18 protein-coding genes are annotated in these 20,864 nt (G+C 50.4%); all 18 read left to right on the top strand.

What is annotated here, in order from left to right; translation table 11 throughout:
• The first annotated feature begins 111 nt into the window (after positions 1–111).
• The 18 genes from DWY84_RS01810 to murD all read left to right on the top strand — a co-directional run bounded on the left by DWY84_RS01810 (position 112) and on the right by murD (position 20,863).
• On the top strand, positions 112–2,022 hold the full coding sequence (locus DWY84_RS01810) for a recombinase family protein (protein WP_118530344.1): 1,911 nt from the start codon (positions 112–114) through the stop codon (positions 2,020–2,022).
• 148 nt (positions 2,023–2,170) lie between these two features.
• Positions 2,171–3,841: an AAA family ATPase gene (locus DWY84_RS01805; RefSeq protein WP_118530342.1), complete on the top strand. Its 1,671-nt coding sequence runs from the start codon at positions 2,171–2,173 to the stop codon at positions 3,839–3,841.
• 311 nt (positions 3,842–4,152) lie between these two features.
• Positions 4,153–4,800: a response regulator transcription factor gene (locus tag DWY84_RS01800; RefSeq protein ID WP_118530341.1), complete on the top strand. Its 648-nt coding sequence runs from the start codon at positions 4,153–4,155 to the stop codon at positions 4,798–4,800.
• Positions 4,797–5,648 (top strand): hypothetical protein, encoded by an 852-nt coding sequence (locus DWY84_RS01795; protein ID WP_118530340.1) that lies wholly within the window; start codon positions 4,797–4,799, stop codon positions 5,646–5,648. Before DWY84_RS01800 ends, DWY84_RS01795 begins: the two co-directional genes overlap by 4 nt.
• On the top strand, positions 5,645–5,905 hold the full coding sequence (locus DWY84_RS01790; protein ID WP_118530339.1) for a hypothetical protein: 261 nt from the start codon (positions 5,645–5,647) through the stop codon (positions 5,903–5,905). Before DWY84_RS01795 ends, DWY84_RS01790 begins: the two co-directional genes overlap by 4 nt.
• Positions 5,902–7,224, top strand: a complete 1,323-nt coding sequence (locus tag DWY84_RS01785) for a signal peptidase I (protein ID WP_118530337.1) — start codon at positions 5,902–5,904, stop codon at positions 7,222–7,224. Before DWY84_RS01790 ends, DWY84_RS01785 begins: the two co-directional genes overlap by 4 nt.
• A gap of 5 nt (positions 7,225–7,229) precedes the next feature.
• Complete coding sequence (locus DWY84_RS01780) at positions 7,230–8,510, top strand: DUF5305 family protein (RefSeq protein ID WP_118530335.1); 1,281 nt, start codon at positions 7,230–7,232, stop codon at positions 8,508–8,510.
• Between the two features lie 117 nt (positions 8,511–8,627).
• Positions 8,628–9,635: a SipW-dependent-type signal peptide-containing protein gene (locus DWY84_RS01775; protein ID WP_118530333.1), complete on the top strand. Its 1,008-nt coding sequence runs from the start codon at positions 8,628–8,630 to the stop codon at positions 9,633–9,635.
• A gap of 180 nt (positions 9,636–9,815) precedes the next feature.
• Positions 9,816–10,790: a DNA polymerase III subunit delta gene (holA, locus tag DWY84_RS01770; protein ID WP_118530331.1), complete on the top strand. Its 975-nt coding sequence runs from the start codon at positions 9,816–9,818 to the stop codon at positions 10,788–10,790.
• Positions 10,791–10,943: 153 nt separating this feature from the next.
• Entirely contained in the window at positions 10,944–11,807 is an 864-nt protein-coding gene (gene lgt, locus DWY84_RS01765) for a prolipoprotein diacylglyceryl transferase (RefSeq protein WP_118530329.1), read from the top strand.
• Positions 11,808–11,940: 133 nt separating this feature from the next.
• Positions 11,941–12,096, top strand: a complete 156-nt coding sequence (locus DWY84_RS01760) for a Spo0E family sporulation regulatory protein-aspartic acid phosphatase (RefSeq protein ID WP_118530327.1) — start codon at positions 11,941–11,943, stop codon at positions 12,094–12,096.
• A 249-nt stretch (positions 12,097–12,345) separates the two neighbouring features.
• Entirely contained in the window at positions 12,346–12,771 is a 426-nt protein-coding gene (gene mraZ, locus DWY84_RS01750) for a division/cell wall cluster transcriptional repressor MraZ (protein WP_118530323.1), read from the top strand.
• A gap of 1 nt (position 12,772) precedes the next feature.
• Entirely contained in the window at positions 12,773–13,708 is a 936-nt protein-coding gene (rsmH, locus tag DWY84_RS01745; protein WP_118530321.1) for a 16S rRNA (cytosine(1402)-N(4))-methyltransferase RsmH, read from the top strand.
• A 56-nt stretch (positions 13,709–13,764) separates the two neighbouring features.
• Positions 13,765–14,241, top strand: a complete 477-nt coding sequence (locus DWY84_RS01740) for a cell division protein FtsL (RefSeq protein WP_347560741.1) — start codon at positions 13,765–13,767, stop codon at positions 14,239–14,241.
• A 13-nt stretch (positions 14,242–14,254) separates the two neighbouring features.
• On the top strand, positions 14,255–16,594 hold the full coding sequence (locus DWY84_RS01735) for a penicillin-binding transpeptidase domain-containing protein (protein ID WP_243024708.1): 2,340 nt from the start codon (positions 14,255–14,257) through the stop codon (positions 16,592–16,594).
• A 52-nt stretch (positions 16,595–16,646) separates the two neighbouring features.
• Positions 16,647–18,413 (top strand): penicillin-binding transpeptidase domain-containing protein, encoded by a 1,767-nt coding sequence (locus tag DWY84_RS01730; RefSeq protein WP_118530317.1) that lies wholly within the window; start codon positions 16,647–16,649, stop codon positions 18,411–18,413.
• 101 nt (positions 18,414–18,514) lie between these two features.
• The gene (mraY, locus tag DWY84_RS01725) at positions 18,515–19,483 is read left to right on the top strand and encodes a phospho-N-acetylmuramoyl-pentapeptide-transferase (protein ID WP_118530315.1); all 969 of its coding nucleotides are present in this window, start codon (positions 18,515–18,517) and stop codon (positions 19,481–19,483) included.
• A gap of 24 nt (positions 19,484–19,507) precedes the next feature.
• Entirely contained in the window at positions 19,508–20,863 is a 1,356-nt protein-coding gene (murD, locus tag DWY84_RS01720; protein ID WP_118530313.1) for a UDP-N-acetylmuramoyl-L-alanine--D-glutamate ligase, read from the top strand.
• Position 20,864: the final 1 nt, after the last annotated feature.

The following is a 20,864-nucleotide window of genomic DNA, read 5'->3' as shown; positions in this document are numbered from 1 at the left end:
GAAAAATATGGAGATTTTTGAAACGATCGCTAAGATTCTTTATGAAGAAAACTTGATTCAACATGATGAAGAACTACGCTTCCTACAGCTTCTCAAGGAGCGTGACGCGTCATGAGCATTTTGCGCGCCGTGATCTACTGTCGCTGCAGCACCGAAGAGGAGAGCCAGGTTGATGCGCTGGCTAAGCAGGTCATCGAAGCCAAAGAGGCCGTGAAGCGGAATCACTGGCTGCTGGTGGATTCGTTTGTGGAATCACGAAGCGGCACAACTGCAGAGGGGCGAAGAGAGTATCTTCGCCTCTTCGATCAAATGCAATCAGATCAGTTTGATGTGATTGTGATTAAGAGTCAGGACAGACTCATGCGCAACACAAAGGACTGGTATGTGTTTATTGAACGGATGCAGAAGAACGGAAAACAGCTGTATTTATATCTGGAAAATAAGTTTTATTCTCCGGAGGATGCACTGATTTCCGGTATCAAAGCAATTATGGCAGAGGAATACAGCCGGGAATTAAGTAAGAAAATCAATAATGCGCATCGACATCGTCAGAAGAACGGCGGTCGGATGATGCTGACTAATAAAACCTACGCATTGAAGAAAGAGCCAGATGGGTCCGTTACTGTAATTGAGGAACAGGCCGAGGTGGTTCGGGAAATTTACCGACTTTGCGCAGCTGGTTATGGAAGCCGGGTGATTGCCAATTTGCTGCAGGAAAAGGGCATCCGCAGTAAGAATGGCCTGTTTATGACAGAGACAACGGTAAGGCGCATCTTGAGAAATCCGCTTTATAAAGGGGACATGATCCTAAACCGAACACATTTTGATTTTGATACGAAGAGTCTTATTCACAATCCAGAAGATCAGTGGATTTATGTAGAGCACGTAGTACCTGCTATTGTGGATGAAGCATTGTGGGCGGAAGCGAATGCAGCCATGGATGCGCGGGCTGCGGCGAAGCATCAAAATGGATACTATCCAAAAGGCAGCAATCCGGGAAAATATAATTTGTCAGGAATTCTGATATGTGGATGCTGTGGAAAGCCCTATTACCGGACATGGCGCAGGGGTTATCGTGACCCGGAAGAAATTGTATATGAGTGGAAATGCAGTGCGTACATAAATATTGGCCGAAAAAATCATAATCGCAGGGACAGTCAGAGAAAGACCAGCAGGCTGCTGGCAGATGAGCAAGGCTGTGATAACATTCATCTGCGTGAGGACGTGGTGTACCAGCTATTGGAACAGCTGAGCGGAAAGTATTACCAGATTCAGCTGCAGGAGAAAGAAAGCATCATACAGAAAACCATTCAGCTTCTGGAACGGGTTATGAGCCGGAATCCATCGGAACAGAAATGCCGGGATCTGAAAACAGAGAGAGAATCCGTTCGGAAGAAAAAACAGCTATTGCTGGAAAAGCTTTTGGCTGGGATTGTGGCCGATGCGGATTATCAGGTAATGAACCGACAGTTAGAATCACGGCTTCAGGAAATTGAATGTCAATTAGAAAAACTGCAGGAAGGGGAGCAGGAACGGAAAAATATTGCAGGGCGTCTGGAGCAGATTAAGGCCCGTCTGGAACAGGGAGGCGTGGAAAAAGCCACTGCGGGACAGATGCTTCGGAATGTTGAGCATATTATTGTGCATGAGTGGCAACTGGAGGTCTGCTTCAATTCGCTTCATATAGCAGGAATCAGCAACGTAGAAAAAACAGCTCTTTCCCAGATTCTGGGAAAAGAGCAGGATCAGGTCAGAGTATTTCTGGATTATCCCTTTGATCCGACAACGGAACGGGGAAGAATGCTGGATCGGAAGATGGTTTCTGATATTCTGAGAGAAGAACCTGCAATGACGGCCAAAAAGATTGCACAGAAAATGGGAAGGACTACGGGGGTGATTATTACCCGGATGAATGAACTGCGCAGAGGTGGGTATATTCAATATCAGCCCAAGGGAAAGCATGGATACTGGCTGACATTGAAAGAATATCCAGACCCGAGAACGCAGAAAGTGGCGGGTTAGGAAGTTTCAGTAACGCAGGAACTGAAACATAAGAATTGTAGGAATAAAAGGTTTGTGGTATCATGGAACTATAGATGCGCTGCATTGGATAGATCAGAGACTGCAGCGTGTCACCATGATACCAGCAAACGGAAAGGAGAGCAGCGGGATGAAATCTTTAAGCATTCCTGTGGGAGTTTCAGATTTCGCGGAGATCCGGCAGAATGGATATTACTACGTGGATAAGACCGCATTGATCGGTGAACTTCTTAAGACAACAGCAACAAAGGTTACGCTGATTACCCGTCCGCGCCGATTTGGCAAAACCCTTGCCATGAGTATGCTGGATACCTTTTTTGACATACGAAAAAACAGCAGAGCATTATTTGAGGGCCTTGCAATTACAAAGGATCAGGGCCTATGCGAAAAGTGGATGAACCAGTGGCCTACGGTATTTGTGTCGTTCCGTCAGGTGGATGGCCTGAATTTTTCAGCGGCTTGTGGGATGCTGAATCTGGCCATTGCAAATCTATATAAGCAGCATTTGTATCTACTCGACAGCGATAAGATCAGCATCTACGATAAAGAAAGCATGAACCAGATTCTGAGCGGAAATGCATCTGTAACGGAATTAAAGGGCAGTCTTCTATTGCTTATCGGAATGCTCCAGGTTTATTATGGTAAACCTGTGATTCTTCTAATTGATGAATATGATGTTCCCATTGCGAAGGCGAACAGTAATGGCTATTACAATGAGATGCTGGATGTGATGAAAGGCCTTATGCAGGCTTTGAAAGATAATCCGTCACTTCGGTTTGCATTTATTACAGGTTGTCTGCGAATTGCAAAGGAAAGCATTTTTACCGGGACAAACAATTTTGTTTCGGATACCATCGCAGATTCCCGCCTGAATGAGTATTTCGGTTTCGTACAGAGTGAAGTGGATCAGATTCTTGCAGATGCAGATGTACAGGAGCAGGCAGAAACGATTAAGGAATGGTATGACGGTTATCATTTCGGTGATTTTGATGTGTATTGTCCATGGGATGTGATGAATTACATACTGGAACTGCAACATAATCCCAATGCCAAACCTGACAGTTACTGGAAGAATACCAGTGACAACGCAATCATCCGTTCGTTTATTGATTACGCGGGAAGCAGTATTACAAAGAAGCTGGAGACTTTGTTATCTGGTGGGTGTATCGTACAGCGGATTGATGAAAACCTGACTTATGATTATCTGCATTCCTCAGAGGATAATCTCTGGAGCATCCTTTATCTGACCGGATATCTGACCCGTGCAAGGAACTGTGATTTTGCGGGAGAAGTGCCGGAAGGTACAACAGCCCTGATGATTCCAAATGAGGAAATCCGGGAGATTTTTGAAACTACCATTATCCGTTGGTTTGACGACAGTGCCAGGACATGGAACCGGACAAGCCTGTTTGATGCAGTCTGGAGCGGAGACAGTGAGGGCGTCACGAAAGCAATGAACGCACTTCTGAGAAGAACCATCAGCTACCACGACTACCGGGAAGACTTTTATCATGCGTTTCTGGCCGGAATTTTTACCGGAGCCGGATATATGGTGGATTCCAATAAGGAGCACGGGGAAGGCCGCAGTGATGTGGTGGTTTATGATCCGGTCAATGGACGGGTGGCTATATTTGAGGCCAAGTATACAAAGATACTGGAAAAGCTGGAACCGGAATGTGACGAGGCGCTGGCACAGATAGATGACCGCATGTACGCAAAGGAATATGAAGAGGATTATGACCAGATCCTTTGCTACGGCATTTCATTCTTTAAGAAGCGATGTATGGTGAAAATGAAATAGAATATGGATAAAAAAGGAAGAGCCATGTGCAATACGGAATCATATCAGTATGTGTGCATGGCTCTTTCAGCTGGATTGTGTCGTCCTGTCCATTGTCCTGCTCTGCCTGTTTTCTGCTCTGTTTTACCGGCTGATTGCGGGAAGAGAATGAGCTGGAGAAAATAATTTCATAGAATTTGCAGAGGGACTGTCAGAAAATGCAGAAATTTTCTGGCAGTCCTTTTTGCATGTCTGGTCAGTTATTTGCATATAAAAATATGTAAAAGACGCGGCCTGCGTCTGATCTGAAAAAAGAAGGGAGGAGTATCAGTATGATCCTGGTACTGGATGACTATCCGCTGTCACGCCAGGGGCTGGAATCCGTGATCCGCATGTATCGGCCGGAGGAGCAGGTGCTGCAGGCGGGAAATGTGAAGGAGGCGGTGGCCTGTGTGGAAAAGAGCCAGGTGGATATGGCTTTTGTGGACTTGAAATTGAAGCGGGAAAGCGGCTTTTCGTTTGTGCGGTGGCTGCGGGAGCAGGGCAAGCCGGTGAAAGTGATGCTGATTGCGTCGGACCTGAAAAACCACGATTTCGAGCAGGCCAGGGAGCTTGGAATAGAAGGTTGTGTCCAGAAGGATGCCTTTCTGGATGAGATTCTGTATGGACTGAAGGTCGTGGAGCGGGGCGGAAGATTTTATTCCTCCGGACTTATAGAATCCATGGAGGAGGAAGAACAGGAAAAGAAAAAGCTGGGTGGCCTGACAGGCCGGGAGCTGGAGGTTTTAAAGCTTTTAAGCCGTGGGTATTCCAATGCGAAGATCGGGCAGAAGCTGTTTATTTCGGAGGGAACTGTGAAAAAGCATATCACCAGTATTCTGGGAAAGCTCTGTCTGGAAAACCGGGTGGAGGCGGTGCTCTTTGCCAGCCGGAATCTGCCTGGGGTGCTGGAGCAGGAAATAAAGGAGAAGCAGCTATGAGAAGAGGCAGAAAAAAACGGAAAAAGGGTTATGTTTTTACCATGGCAGCCCTGGCACTGTGTCTTGGCGGGATGGGGACGGTTTATGCCTCCTGGACAGACCGGCTGGAGAGCCGGATAGATCTGGGAACCGGAGCATTTCATATGGCAGTGTCCGGGAAAACGGAGCCGGAGGCCTGGCTTCTGGATGCAGAGGGAGAAACTGTGGAAGAATGTGGCGCAGTGCTGACCACAGGAGATGGACAGAACGAGGCGGAATTTCGGATTGCCAGCGGCATTCTGGCAGAGATGCTGTCCCTGGGCGGCTCGCTGCGGCTGGAGTTCCCGTTGGAGTGCGGGGCGGACGGTACGGTTCAGGCAGCCGGAGGATCTGTGCAGGAATCGGAACTGCGGATGGAACCGGAACAGGTTCTGTTCGTATCCGGGGGAGAGACATTTTTACTGCCCGAATATCTGGCGTACCCTTTTGAAAAGCCGCTTTCCTGCCGTGTCAGAACCGAAACCGTGGAGCAGGACGATGAAATCAGCGGGCGCATCACGCTTTCTCTGGAAGATGAGGGACAGGATGTGCTGGAATCCTGGCCGGATGCTTTGGCAATGACCGAAGCGGAATGGGAGCAGCTGGTGCCAGAGCCGCTGGATGGAATGGAACTGCCGGAAGACCTGACGGTGGCGGACGGCGAATCCATCGGTACGGATACAGGGGTTGTGGTGGTCTATTCCCTGAAATGCAGTCTGTATCTCGATCAGGCCGGGGCAGTGGAAACGATTGGGGATCTGGGACAGAAACAGGTTTGGAAGGAAGCAGAAAGTAACAAAGCGGAATCGGAAGGAGGCGAGGAAACGTGACGGAGAAAGGAGCGACCGTGATGGCCGTGGTGGTGATCATGCTTCTGGGCGCGGCCCACGCGTCTTACGGATACTGGACAGAGCGTATCGGGGTGAAGGAAGATTTTGCGATAGTCTGGTCGGTGGAGGTAGAAGTCGAGGAAGAAACAGAGGAAGAGACTGTGAAAATCACAGAGGATAAAGAAAACGTCGAGGTTACAGAAGAAATGGAAGCTGCAACAGGTATGGAGTCATCAGAAACGGAGCTGCAGATATGAGCGCGGAGCATGTGCACCGGACAGAAAATCTGATAAATTCAGGCGACAGAAGGATGCCGGAGCAGAAATATGCCGGGCAGTCTGAAAACAGATACCGGAGAAAGCGGCGGTATGGCTGGCATGTGTTCCAGCTCCTTCTTGTTCTGTGGATTCCGTCGCTTCCGGTAGTTTCCCACTGGTTTGGGACAAGCCTCTGGATTCCGGCGGGATACTGGGCACTGACCTTGTTTGCGGTATACCAGCTTCTGCCACAGATTCATGTACCGGGCAGCCTGCGGCAGCAGATGGCGGTGCAGGGCTATGTCTGGTCCGGTGCTGGAATTTATCTTGCTATCCGGTATGGCATGGGTGTGGTGTTAAAGAGTCTTGCGGCTTCGCCCTATGACCATTCGCCGCTGGGGCTTGCAGGCAATGCAGTGGGGACTTTTTTGTCTCTGGCATTCCGGGAATATACGAGGGCATATGGAATCGGAACCATTTACCGGCTGAGAAAGCGGCGCGGAGTCGTGGCATCCTTGTTTCGTGTGTGTTTCACGCTACTCTTGGCATTGACGGAGATTCCATTGAACCGGGCCCTTCTGGTGCAGGATGGAAAATCGCTGTTTTTCTTTCTGGTGCAGCAGGTGTTTCCTGCCATCGCGAACAGCGCAGCGCTTTCCAGTCTGGCATATTACGGCGGATGGCGGGCCGGACTGATCTACAGCGCGGTGCCGGAGCTGTTCCAACGCGTATTCCCGTATCTGCCCCAGCTTCCGTGGCTGGTGGAGAGTGCTGTGAAGGTGGCTTATCCGGTTCTGTTTGTGTTGTGGCTCCGGGACAGATGTGTAACGGAACATGGAATGAGCCGGGGCAGCGGACGAAGCACGCCGGGCGATCTGTACCGTTCCTTTGCCGGTCTGGCGGCAGCGGTAGCGTGCTGCTGGTTCTGTGTCGGCGTGTTTCCAGTCTACCCTTCGGTGGTGCTGACCGGAAGCATGGAACCGGGCATTTACCCCGGGGATGTGGTGCTGATCCGTAAAATTACGAAAGAAGCAGAAATTTATGATCTGAAGGAATCGGATGTGATCAACTTCAGCCGGGAGGATTATACCATCACGCACCGGATTGTGGAAATCCTGCTGGATGAAGCAGGTAATGTTTCATTTGGCACCCGGGGAGACAACAATCCTTCGGAGGATGCCCAGGCGGTGCTTCCAAAGGATGTCAACGGCATTGTAGTGGGCGTAGTGCCGAAAGCCGGTCTTGGTGTGCTGCTGTTAAAGGGAGGCAGGGAAGCACCGGAGGGTGTGATGACGGGAGCGGAAGATAGCGGGAGGTGAAGTGAATGGAGGAAACGGAAGCTGTGTTTTTCGGCCTGTCCTGGCCGTGCTGTCTGCGGCGTGGAGCAGCCTTTGCAGGTGCGATTCTGATTCTGGCGGGAGGAATCGGAATCTGGAGTGGCGTGCGCAGGCAGCAGAAAACCCGGGAAACGGTGATTGCGGATTATGAGGTGCGCACGGAAGGAACCGCGCGGGTTCATCTCATACCGAACAGTCTCTATGAAACAGAATGGCTGGAAGCAGGGCAGGTCTGCTCGGTGAACCTGACTGATTATGTGGAACTGACTTTTTCGGCGAGGGCAGAGATTTCAGGTGACATGACAGAGAACACAGTGGAACAGAAAAACGGAAGCAGACAGGAGAACGAATCTGGTGGACAGTGCGAAACATCGTCTGGAGTGGATCAGCAGATACAGATTACGGGGCAGGGAAGTGTTCGTGCGGTGATGACCGGATACCAGATGTCCGGTGACAGCAAAAGAACAGTGTATGAGCAGATTGAAGTGCTGAGGGAAGAAAAAAATGCGGAAGTATCTTTACCGGCAGAGCAGAAAATAATGGACGAATCCGTACGGTCAGGACAGCAGGCAGCAGCCGTGGCAGGACAGCCGGGGACCGGGATGCTGGAGATGACACTGCAGATCCGCCCATCCGACTATCTGGAGCGGGCGGAGGCCGCAGACCGGATCCTGGGTGGCAGTGTGTCCAAAGCTTTATTTCTGGTGTTTGAGGGAAGCTTTGCAGTAAGCGCAGGCGGAAAGACTGTGGACGAACCCTTCTCCTGTCAGATGGAGATTCCACTGGCAACCCAGGGGAGCTTTTATGAAATCAGTCCGCCACAGCCGGACGTGAAAGCCGGGCAGATTACACAAACGGAGACCAGAATCCTGCCTGTCCGGGGAAAAAGAATCGCGGTCGGGGCAGCCGGAATCTTCGCTGGCACAGCTCTGATCTGGTTTGTGCTGTGGATGACCCGGGAAGCGGATGCTCTGGAACTCTGGGAGCGCCGCATGCACGGACTGTTAAAAAAGTATGGAAGCCAGCTTTTTGAGGTGGAATCACTGCCGGAAACGGAGGGAAAAAGCGTGATCCGTCTTAGCAGACTGGACAGTCTGGTCCAGATATCGGAGGATCTGCGCTGTCCGGTTTTGTATGTAGCGGATGCGGACGGGGTACCAAAGCAGGGACATTTTCTGGTGTCCGGGGATACGGTCTGTTATGAGTATGTCCTCGAAATGCCGAATGCTCCTTTGGCGGAAGATGAGGGTCCGGAAGGTGGAATATAATGGAAGCGGAAGTGGCAGAAAAGAGGCATCGAAAGAGGGATTCAGAAAACGGATTTTCTGTATATACTGTGGTTGTGAGCGAAAAGTAAGCATTCATGAAAAAAGGAGGATTCCATTATGAGAAAGACAGGAAGAAAACCGATGGCCGGAGGTATTGTGGCATTATCCCTCATTCTGACCGGCACCGGCTACGCATACTGGACCGATACCCTGAATGTGACAACAAAAGCAACCACCGGTGATCTGGAGGTAACCTTTGCGGACCTCGGCCTCTATGCCCAGTACGCTAATGAGACCAAGACCGATAGCTGGAGCATCGTGGACGGCATCGGAGATACCGGATATGTGGCAGATGATTTCTTTATGAGAGGAACCAATTACAATACGATCGCGAAGGACGGCTCCATCGAACAGTACCGGGAAAACGCGAAAAATTATAACACCGTGGATTTTAACGCAGAGCTGGTGGATGCGGCAACCATCAAAAAAGATGTAGGCGAATACACGACCGCCAACACCAACGGCAGTGACCAGATCGAGATTACCGTGAATAAGATGTATCCGGGTTACGCACAGGCCTTCCGTACTGATATCCTGAATGTGGGGGATATCGCGGCAAAGCTCAGCAACGTGAAATTTACAGTCGGAAGCGAAGAACAGCCGAGCCTGCCAGATGCGGCAAAGAAGATGCTTGGTGTGGCCGTCTTTATCAACCAGGAACAGTACCATCCGGCCGGTGACCAGAACGGAAAGAATGTCTTTAAGCTGGCACAGGCTATGGGCCTGAGTGATGAAGATTACTTTACTGTCGGCGGTGTAGAGTTCGTACGCCTGTCCGCGCTGGAAGACGCAGATCCGGAAGTGCTGAAGACCGCGATTGCGAATGCGGAGATCCTCTGCAGCCCGGCAACCGATAACCGTATGGATCTGTTCATGGGCGTAGCCATGGATCCGGATGCAGATGGCCATTACACCACCGGTTCCACCGAGGTGATGAACAAAGACAACAATGATGCAGACAGCCAGGAGCAGAGCGTGAAGATCACCATGAATCTTGACTGGGATCAGTTCAACGTTGGAAAAGATACCGGAAACGCAAACATTCTGGCAGAGCAGAACCGCTAGAAACCCTACACAAAAATGATGCAAATATGAACAGGCACCGGAACATCCGAAAAGGAGTTCCGGTGCCTGTTTCGCAGTGCTGATATAACCATTCCGATGTCCCTGGTGTTTTTATCTTGTTCCCTTTCAGGGCATGTGGTATCATAAGAGATACTTGGAAAAAGAATGGAGATACATGCAATGCAGACACTGAACCAGGATATCAAATCCGGTGAATTCAAGCAGATTTATTTGTTATACGGAGAAGAAGCGTTCTTAAAGAACAGCTACAAGAACCGCTTAAAAGAAGCCATCATCGGGGATGACACCATGAACTTCGCCCGCTTCGAGGGCAAGGGGCTGGATGTGGACGAGCTGATCCGCCTGGCAGACACCATGCCGTTTTTTGCGGAGCACCGCCTGATCCTCATTGAAGACAGCGGCTTTTTCAAGACGGCTTCCGATGCCCTGGTGCAGTATCTGCCATCCATGCCGGATACCACCATCCTCCTGTTCGTGGAAACGGAAGTCGATAAGCGCAACCGTCTTTACAAGAAGGTAAAGGATATGGGCTATGCGACGGAGTTAAACCGCCAGGACAGCGCCCAGCTTGCCAGATGGGCAGGTGGCATTCTTGCAAGAGAGCAGAAAAAGATTACGAACCACACCATGGACCTGTTTTTAAGCATGACCGGTGATGACATGGAAAATATCCGCATGGAGCTGGAAAAGGTCATCAGCTATACCCTGGGGCGGGATGTGATCACCGATGAAGATGTGATGACCGTCTGCACCGTACAGGTAACCAACCGCATTTTCGATATGGTTGCGGCTATCGTGAACCGCCAGACCCGGAAGGCCATGGATCTCTATGAAGACCTTCTCACCTTAAAGGAACCGCCCATGCGTATCCTGTTCCTGATCGCAAGGCAGTTTAACCAGCTTTTGCAGGTGAAGGAACTGATGGCAAAGGGCATGGACAAGGGAACCATTGCTTCGAAATTAAAAATGCAGCCCTTTGTGGTAGGAAAGACTATGCCCCAGGCAAGACAGTTCAGCCGGGAGCAGATCCTTTCCTATGTGAATTCCTGCGTGGAGACAGAGGAAGCGGTGAAGAGCGGACGGCTGCAGGACCGGCTGGCGGTGGAGTTACTGATCACGAAAGAATATGGTTGATTTTTTTCTCCTTTGCCTATACCATTATATTCATGCGGCAATATCAAAAACACAATTATGCTGTCGAACGAGGGCGAAACAAGTCGCACGAATCTGTTTGCCCTGGTGCTAAGTTTGCGTTAAAATAAAGACAGCATCGAAAGGAGAAAACTTATGAACGGAGCAGACATCCGTTTTGTGCATCTTGGAATTACGATTGAGCATCTGAAAAGCAGTATTTCAGTATTCGGATTCCGGATTGCGTTTTATGGAATCATCATCGGAATCGGAATGCTGGCGGGCATCTGGATTGCCCAGTCAGATGCAAAGCGGAGAGGGCAGGATCCGGAACTTTATCTGGATTTTGCATTGTACGCAATCATATGTTCCATTGTCGGTGCAAGAATTTATTATGTGATTTTTGAGTGGGATTATTATAAGGAAAATCTGCTTCAGATTTTTAACCTGCGCGCCGGCGGGCTTGCCATTTATGGCGGTGTGATCGCGGGAGCCATCACGATGATCGTTTATACCCGTGTAAAAAAAGTATCCTTTTTCTCTATGGCGGATACAGGCGTGCTGGGACTGGTTACGGGGCAGATCATCGGCCGGTGGGGAAATTTCTTTAACTGCGAGGCGTTTGGAGGATACACGGACAGTCTGCTTGCCATGCGCATCAAGCGCTCTTTGGTAAATGATAACATGCTGAATGCGGATGTCCTGAGTCATAAGATTGTGGAAAATGGAGTGGAGTTTATTCAGGTGCATCCGACGTTCCTTTACGAATCCTGCTGGAATCTGTGTCTTCTGATCTTTATGCTCTGGTTCCGCAAGTATAAAAAGTACGATGGTCAGATGTTCTGGATCTATCTGTTTGGTTATGGGACAGGCCGTTTCTGGATCGAGAACCTGCGCACGGATCAGCTGATTTTGTTTGGAACCGGGCTTGCGGTTTCCCAGGCACTGTCGCTGGTACTTATTCTTGTGGCAGCTGGAAACCTGATATGGCGGGGACGAAAGCATAGGCAGGCTGCGTAACAGCCGGAACACAGTACAGATCAAATCATGGTAAATGCCGTAAAACATGTCGCATATCATTGTGAGGCGGAGGCAGAATGTGTGAACAGGAATAAGCCGTTTCACTTTACACCTGGAAGGAGAACACGCAGGCATGGAAATTTCCAAGGAGGAGCTGGTCGCTTGCATAGAGAAGGCCAGAAGAAAACTGGAGGGCAGTATCGAAGATGGGGAGGAATACTGCTATGTTTATGAAAAAAGTGTGGAGCTTGACCGTCTGATCGAGATTTACATTGCCATGGGATACTGACAAAGACCTTAACAGAAGTTTAACAACCCTGGAAAGAGGGATATCCACAAAAGCTGTGTGGATGTCCTTCTTTTTTTGAGGATTTTCCTTGATTTACCAGTCTTTTTTGTGAAAAAAACCTTGCTATTTTCTTACGCATGTACTAAACTTATGGTACAAGTGGTGGAAAGTGGCACAAAGTGGTTTAAAATGGCGCAAGAGTGGTTGCGGTACACGGGTATGAAACAACAGGGCAACAGGTGATTGATTATGTTCATGGGCGAATACAATCATACAGTGGACGCGAAGGGAAGGCTGATTGTCCCTTCCAAATTCAGGGAACAGCTTGGAGACGAATTCGTAGTAACGAAAGGGCTCGATGGCTGTTTATTCGTTTATGAAAATACCGAGTGGAAAGCTCTGGAAGAAAAACTGAACGCTCTGCCTCTTACCAACGCGAACGCGCGAAAGTTTTCCCGCTTTTTCCTTGCGGGCGCTACCACCTGTGAAGTAGATAAACAGGGACGGATTTTGCTTCCGGCCGTTTTAAGGGAATTTGCCAGGATCGATAAAGACGCAGTATTAGTCGGTGTAGGAAGCCGGATTGAGATCTGGAGCAGAGATAACTGGAATCAGTCGAATACCTACGACGATATGGAAGAAATTGCAGAAAACATGGAGGGTCTTGGAATTTAAAATGGCATTTGAGCATAAATCAGTATTACTATATGAAACGGTTGACAGTCTGAATATCAAACCGGACGGCATTTATGTAGATGGAACCCTCGGCGGAGGCGGACATGCCTATGAGGTATGTAGCCGTCTTGGGAAACACGGACGCCTGATCGGCATCGACCAGGACGCGGATGCCATCGCGGCGGCCACAAAACGCCTGGAGCCGTTTGCGGACAAAGTTACCGTAGTCCGGAGTAATTATGAAAACATTGCTTCCGTGCTTCATGACCTTGGCATTGAGAAGGTAGACGGCATCTATCTGGACCTGGGGGTTTCTTCCTATCAGCTGGATACAGCGTCAAGAGGCTTTACTTACCGGGAAGACGCGCCGCTTGATATGCGTATGGACCAGCGAAATACCCAGACTGCGGCAGACATCGTCAACACCTACAGCGAGACGGAGCTTTACCACATCATTCGTGACTATGGGGAAGACCGCTTCGCAAAGAATATCGCAAAGCACATTGTGCAGAGACGCCAGGAAAAGCCTTACGAGACAACCGGAGAGCTCATTGAGACGATCAAGGCAGCGATTCCGGCGAAGATCCGGGCTACGGGCGGTCATCCGGCCAAGCGTACATTCCAGGCCATCCGCATTGAGTTAAACCATGAACTGGATGTATTGAACCGATCCATCGACACCATGATCGATCTTTTAAATCCGGGCGGACGGTTAAGCATCATCACCTTCCATTCCCTGGAGGACCGGATCGTAAAAAAACGTTTCAGGGATAACGAAAACCCATGTATCTGCCCGCCGGAATTTCCGGTATGCATGTGCGGCAGAAAGAGCAAGGGTACGGTCATTACAAGAAAACCGATCGTGCCTGGGGAAGAAGAACTCGAATACAATAAGCGCTCGAAGAGCTCCAAGCTTCGGGTATTTGAAAGAGCATAGAGAAAAACAAAAGAACAGAATACAAAGCTGCGCAAGAGAAAAAAGGAGGAATGAGTATGGCTTCGCACAGAGCAGCAGGGAGACAGAGCTATGTGTACGGAACTGCCGCCAGAGATATGGCAGCAGAGAGGGAACGCACAAGAGAACGGAGAGTGGTGCAGTACCGCCAGAATATGAGCCATACTGTCAGAAGAAATCAGGAAAAGGCACTTCAGATGGATCTGCCCTATGTGCTCATGCTGACGCTGGCAGCAGTCTGCGCGCTTTATATCTGCGTGGGCTATCTGCATGTGCAGTCCTCCATGACTGCAAAGATTCATAGCATTGAGGGTCTGGAACAGCAGTTGGAGCAGCTTTGTTCCGAGAATGACGCGCTGCAGACCCGCATTAATACCGACATGGATCTGGATCACATCTACAAGGTAGCTACAGAGGAGCTCGGCATGGTATATGCCAACCGTAATCAGGTGTTATTATATGATAAAACGGAAAGTGAGTATGTAAGACAGTATGAGGACATCCCAAAACACTAATCAGGATTCAAGGATGGGGGACAAACGAAGATCCGGCGCGCGCCGGATCTTCACGAAGTATATGCAGGAAAAGCTGGCGGTCACAGTCATTGTGATTACGCTGGCTTTGTTTGCGTTAATCTATGTGTTATATCACATCATCACCACAAAACAGGACAGCTACAACCAGATCGTGCTGTCCCAGCAGCAGTATGACAGCCGTGTGCTTCCGTACCGGCGTGGCGATATTGTGGACCGCAACGGTACTTATCTGGCCACGACAGAGAAGGTTTACAACCTGATCATTGATTCAAAGCAGATCATGTCGGCGGAGGATGATTATCTGGATGCTACCGTTACCGCGCTGGTGACGATATTCGGGTATGATGAGAATGAGATGCGAAATCTCATCCGCGATAACTCCACGAAAGCATATCTGCGCTATGCAAAGCAGCTTTCCTATGACCAGAAAGAGGCCTTTGAACAGTACCAGGCTGATACCAACAAGGCCAACGCCAAGGCAGATTCCAAGGCCCGGGTCAAGGGGGTCTGGTTTGAGGATGAGTTTAAGCGTATTTATCCGTACAATTCCCTGGCCTGCAACGTAATTGGCTTTGCTACCAGTGACGGTGGAACCGGAAACGGCGGTATTGAGCAGTCCTACAACGATTCTCTGGTGGGTACCAATGGACGGGAATATGGTTACTTAAATGATGATTCCAACCTGGAGCGTGTGATCAAGCCGGCCGAGAACGGCAATACGGTGGTATCTACCATTGATGTGAATATCCAGAACGCAGTAGAAAAGCGCATCAACGAGTGGATGGCCGATCCGGGCTCCGAGCATATTGGCGTTGTGGTCATGAACCCGAATAATGGTGAAGTTCTGGCGATGGCCAACAACAGCATGTTTGATCTGAACAATCCGAGAAGCGCGGCGGACAGCTTCAGTGAAGAAGAATTGCGGGAGATGGGCTTAAAGGAGGCTATGCAGACCTACAACCGCCAGCATAAAAAAACAGACGGCAGCACCATCACCATCGACCAGGTGCCGGAACATTATTCCGCAGATGAGATCCGCTCCTACGGACTTCAGGTGGCCTGGAACCAGAAGTGGCGAAATTACGATATCAGTGATACCTACGAGCCTGGTTCTCCATCTAAGATCTTTACGGTAGCGGCAGCTCTGGAAGAGGGAGTGATTTCTCCGAATGACACCTTTTACTGCGATGGTTACCAGGAGGTGGCCGGTCATCAGATTAAGTGTACGGCATTCCGGAAGGGCGGACATGGCATGCTGACGGTGGCAGAAGCCCTGATGGTTTCCTGCAACGATGCCCTGATGCAGATTGCGGCAAAGATGGGTGCCACCACCTTTACCCGTTACATGAATGCCTTCGGCTTTGGCCAGAAGACCGGTATTGACCTGCCGGGCGAGGCAGATGCCAAGGGCCTGGTGCGCAGCGCCAGTGAGATGAACTCCGCGGACCTGGCAACCAACTCCTTCGGACAGAACTATAACTGTTCCATGATCCAGATGGCAGCGGCCTACGGTTCGGTCATCAATGGCGGCTCTTACTATGAGCCACATGTGGTAAAACAGATCTTAAACGATCAGGGATCTGTGGTGAAAGAGGTTAAGCCGAAGCTGGTTCGCGAGACCGTTTCTGAGTCTACCAGTAGCTTTATCAAGGACGCGCTGTTCCGTACGGTTTCCGAGGGAACCGGTAAGGCAGCTGCGGTAGAAGGCTATGAAATTGCTGGAAAAACGGGTACTGCAGAGAAGATTCCGCGTTCCGCGAAGAACTATCTGCTGTCCTTCTGTGGTTTTGCTCCGGCCTACGACCCGCAGGTGCTGGTGTATGTTACGGTTGATACTCCGCATGTGGAGGACCAGCCGCACAGTATCTATGCCAGCAGCGTATTCTCCAAGATCATGGGAGACATTCTTCCGTATCTGAATGTGTTCCCGTCGGTAGACTTTGAGCAGCAGCAGAGTGAGGCAGCCGCACAGCTTCCGGAGGCGGAGGGCATCACGGATAACAGCAGCGTGACTCCGGAGACCGAGGCAGAGCCGAAGGTATACGAGACCGAAGAATACATTGAGCCGGGCGCGGATTCTGATCTGCCGGAGGATGTACCGGAGAGCACGGAAACGGATGAAACCGGGAAAAACGGAACGGATGCCGGAGGTGGCTATGTTCCTCCGGCCCAGACGGTTCCGGAAACTTCTGCTTCGGAGAGCAGCCAGGAAAGCAGTGAAGCAGAAAGTGAAAGCAGCACGGAAGCAGAAAAACAGACGGAAAGCGCGGGAGAATCCACTTCCCAGGCGGAGCGCGAGACCATGAGCGCAACCTCATCCGCAGGGGAATAATGCTTCCGGATGCTTCATACAATAGAATAATGACTGTTTTAAGGGAGCCGGTATGGAATATGGAAATCGGAGCGCGTTTCTGACCCACCACCGGAGAAGGATAGCCGTTCTGTTTGGTCTGCTGTGTTTGGGCATGGTGGGACTGACAGGGCGGCTTGTGTTTCTTATGATGTACCGGGCAGATCATTACAGTGAGATGGCACAGGATCTGCATCAGCGGGAACGCGCCATCAAGGCAGCCAGAGGACGGATCCTGGACGCAAACGGCACGGTGATCGCGGCAAACCGCACAGTCTGTACCATTTCCGTGATCCACAATCAGGTAACGGATTCGGACACGGTCATTCACAGTCTGTGTGAAAACCTGGGGATGGAGGAGGCCGGAGTCCGGAAAAAAGTGGAAAAACGAAGCTCCCGTGAGATTATACGCACCAATGTGGACAAGGAAACCGGGGACCGTATCCGGGAACTGCATCTGGCCGGAGTGAAGGTCGATGAGGATTACAAGCGGTATTACCCGTTTGACAGTCTGGCTTCCAAAGTGCTCGGCTTTACCGGCGGTGATAATCAGGGAATCATTGGACTGGAGGTTGCGTACGAAGCTGTTTTAAAAGGAAAGAACGGCATCATTCTCACGATGGCGGACGCGGCAGGAGTAGAACTGGAAAATGCCTTTGAAGAGCGGATTGAGCCGGTGGCAGGTGCAGATCTCTATCTGAGCCTGGATGTGAACATCCAGCGCTATGCAGAGCAGGCGGCACGAACTGTTATGGAACGAAAGGGCGCAAAACGGGTATCGGTGATTGTTATGGATCCGCAGAATGGGGAAATTATGGCAATGGTCAATGTGCCAGAATTTAATCTCAATGATCCGTTCACATTAAATACGGAAGAGGATACAGCACTGCTTTCCGTAAAGGAAAAGCAGGAGCGGCTGAACCAGATGTGGAGGAATCCGGCCATCAATGATACCTACGAGCCGGGGTCTACCTTTAAGATCATTACCGCGGCGGCAGGACTGGAGGCGGGAGTGGTATCTTTGACGGATCAGTTTTCCTGCCCGGGCTTCCGGGTGGTGGAGGACCGCAAAATCCGCTGTCACAAAGTAGGAGGACATGGAGGGGAGACTTTTTTGCAGGGAGCCATGAATTCCTGCAATCCGGTATTTATTGATGTGGGCCAGCGCCTTGGCATTGACCGGTACTGCCAGTATTTTGATCAGTTTGGCCTGCGGGAAAAAACGGGCATCGACCTGCCGGGAGAGGCAGGAACCATCATGCACAAAAAGGAAAATATGGGGCTTGTGGAACTGGCTACCGTTTCCTTTGGCCAGTCTTTTCAGATCACGCCTATCCAGCTGATTACCACTGCGGCTTCCATTGTGAATGGCGGAACACGGATCACGCCCCATTTCGGAGTAAAGGCTGTGGCGGCAGACGGAAGCTTCATCCACCGCTTTTCTTACCCGAAAGGAAAACGGATCCTCTCGGAAGAGACCAGTAAAACCATGCGATACGTGCTGGAACAGGTCGTGGCAGAGGGAAGCGGAAAGAAAGCGGCAGTGGCGGGATTTCGCATCGGAGGAAAGACGGCCACTTCGGAAAAACTACCCAGGAGCCTGAAAAAATACATCTCCTCCTTCGTTGGCTTTGCTCCGGCAGACGATCCCCAGGTGATTGCGTTGATCACCATTGATGAGCCCCAGGGAATCTACTATGGAGGCACCATTGCGGCGCCGGTGATCGCGGATATTTTTCAGAATATCCTGCCCTATCTGGGAATACGGCAGGAGCCTGTCACGGAGAAGAACGAAAGGTGACCGGCTTCTAAAAGTTTACCTGAAACAACCTTGCAAAGAAAATAGAAAAGACGTATACTTAACAATATGTCAAAAATACATAAGGAATCTAGGAGAGTATTATGATTAACGAAACTATCCTTGCGATCATCATCGCATTTGCAGTCAGCGCGATCCTCTGTCCGATCGTGATCCCGTTTCTGCATAAGCTGAAATTTGGACAGCAGGTCCGCGAAGACGGCCCACAGGCACATTTAAAAAAGCAGGGAACTCCTACTATGGGCGGCCTGGTATTCTTAACTGCCGTGGTCATTACGTCCCTGTTATATATTCGTGATTATCCGCGCATCATTCCGGTGCTGTTTATGACGGTTGGCTTTGGCGTGATCGGATTTCTGGATGACTACATCAAGATTGTGATGAAGCGTTCTGAGGGCTTAAACCCGGTGCAGAAGCTGATCGGTCAGTTTATCATTACCGGCATTTTTGTTTATTATCTGGTGTGCTCCGACGAGGTGGGAACCTCCATGCTGGTTCCGTTTACCGGTGGATTTGAGCACGGAATCTATCTGGATCTTGGCTTTTTATTCATCCCGTTTGTGTTCTTTGTTGTGCTCGGAACTGACAACGGCGTGAACTTCACCGACGGACTGGACGGCCTGTGCACCAGCGTGACCATTCTGGTGGCAACCTTTTTAACCATCATTTCCATTGGCGAGAATAGCGGCATCAGTCCGATCACCGGAGCAGTGGTGGGTAGTCTGCTTGGCTTTTTACTGTTTAATGTTTATCCGGCAAAGGTATTTATGGGAGACACCGGTTCCCTTGCGCTGGGCGGCTTTGTCGCTTCCAGCGCATTCATGATGCAGATCCCGTTATTCATCCCCATCATCGGGCTGATCTACCTGGTGGAGGTGCTTTCGGTCATCATGCAGGTGTCTTACTTTAAGGCAACCCACGGAAAGCGTATTTTCCGCATGGCGCCGATCCACCATCATTTTGAACTGGGCGGATGGTCTGAGACCCGCGTAGTCGCAGTTTTTTCCATCGTGACCGCGCTGCTCTGTCTGGTGGCGTACTTAGGATTATAATCGGAAGGACAGGAGGTATATGAGATGAGTCAGAAAGTATTAGTGGCAGGTACCGGCAAAAGCGGTATCGCAGCAGCAAAGCTTCTTCTTGCCATGGGCGGCGAGGTCGTGCTTTACGACGGCAACGACAAGCTGGACCCGGAAAAGATCAAAGAAAATTTTGAGGAAGACGCAAAGGTTACCATTGTTCTGGGAGAACTGACGAGACCGGATCTTTTAGGCGTGGAGCTTTCCATCATCAGCCCGGGCATTCCGTTAGATGCTCCGTTCGTGCCGGTTCTGGATGAGGCCAAGATTCCGATCTGGAGTGAGATCCAGCTGGCTTACCATGTGGCAAAGGGCAAACTCATCGCCATTACCGGAACTAACGGAAAGACCACGACCACGGCCCTGACCGGCGCTATCATGAAGACATTTTTTGATGAAGTGTTCGTGGTAGGAAATATCGGCATTCCCTACACCGATGTGGCACTGGATACCACAGACAAGTCCGTAACCGTGGCTGAGGTTTCCAGCTTCCAGCTTGAGACCATCATGGATTTCCATCCGGACGTCAGCGCTATCTTAAATATCACGCCGGATCATTTAAACCGTCACGGCACCATGGAGAATTACATTGAGGTGAAGGAGCGCGTGGCAGTGAACCAGACAGAGGATGACTGCATCGTGCTGAATTATGACGATAAGGTACTGCGGGAGTTTGGTGAGAAGAAGGATCTGAAACCGAAGGTAATCTTCTTCTCCAGCACCCAGACCTTAAAAGAAGGCATGTATTTAGACGGCGACATGATGCTCTACGCTCATGACGGCAAAAAGGAAGAGGTCTTAAACGTAAAGACGGATATGCAGCTTCTCGGCAAACACAACTATGAGAACGTGATGGCAGCGGTAGCCATGAGCATCCGCATGGGTGTGCCGATGGATCTGATCCGCAAAGCCGTAAAAGAGTTCAAGGCTGTAGAGCACCGCATTGAGTTCGTGCTGGAGCGCTCCGGTGTCCGCTATTACAACGATTCCAAGGGAACCAATCCGGACGCGGCGATCCAGGCCATCCGCGCAATGCCGGGACCGACTGTCCTCATTGCAGGCGGCTACGACAAGCACAGCGAGTATGACGAGTGGATTGAGGCGTTCGGTGATAAGGTAAAATATCTGGTGCTGATCGGCCAGACCCGAGACAAGATCGCGGAGTGCGCGAGAAGCCATGGGTTTACTGATATCATGTATGCGGAGGATATGGCAGAGGCAGTGCGTGTCTGCGCGGCTTATGCCAACGCGGGAGACAATGTTCTTCTCTCTCCGGCCTGCGCAAGCTGGGGCATGTTCGATAACTACGAGCAGCGCGGCGAGATTTTCAAGGAATGTGTAAGAAACCTGTAGG

Source organism: Clostridium sp. AF27-2AA, assembly GCF_003478505.1.
GTDB lineage: Bacteria > Bacillota > Clostridia > Lachnospirales > Lachnospiraceae > Brotaphodocola.
Note: the sequence above shows the minus strand (reverse complement) of the source record. Positions and strands in the feature narration are given on the sequence as shown.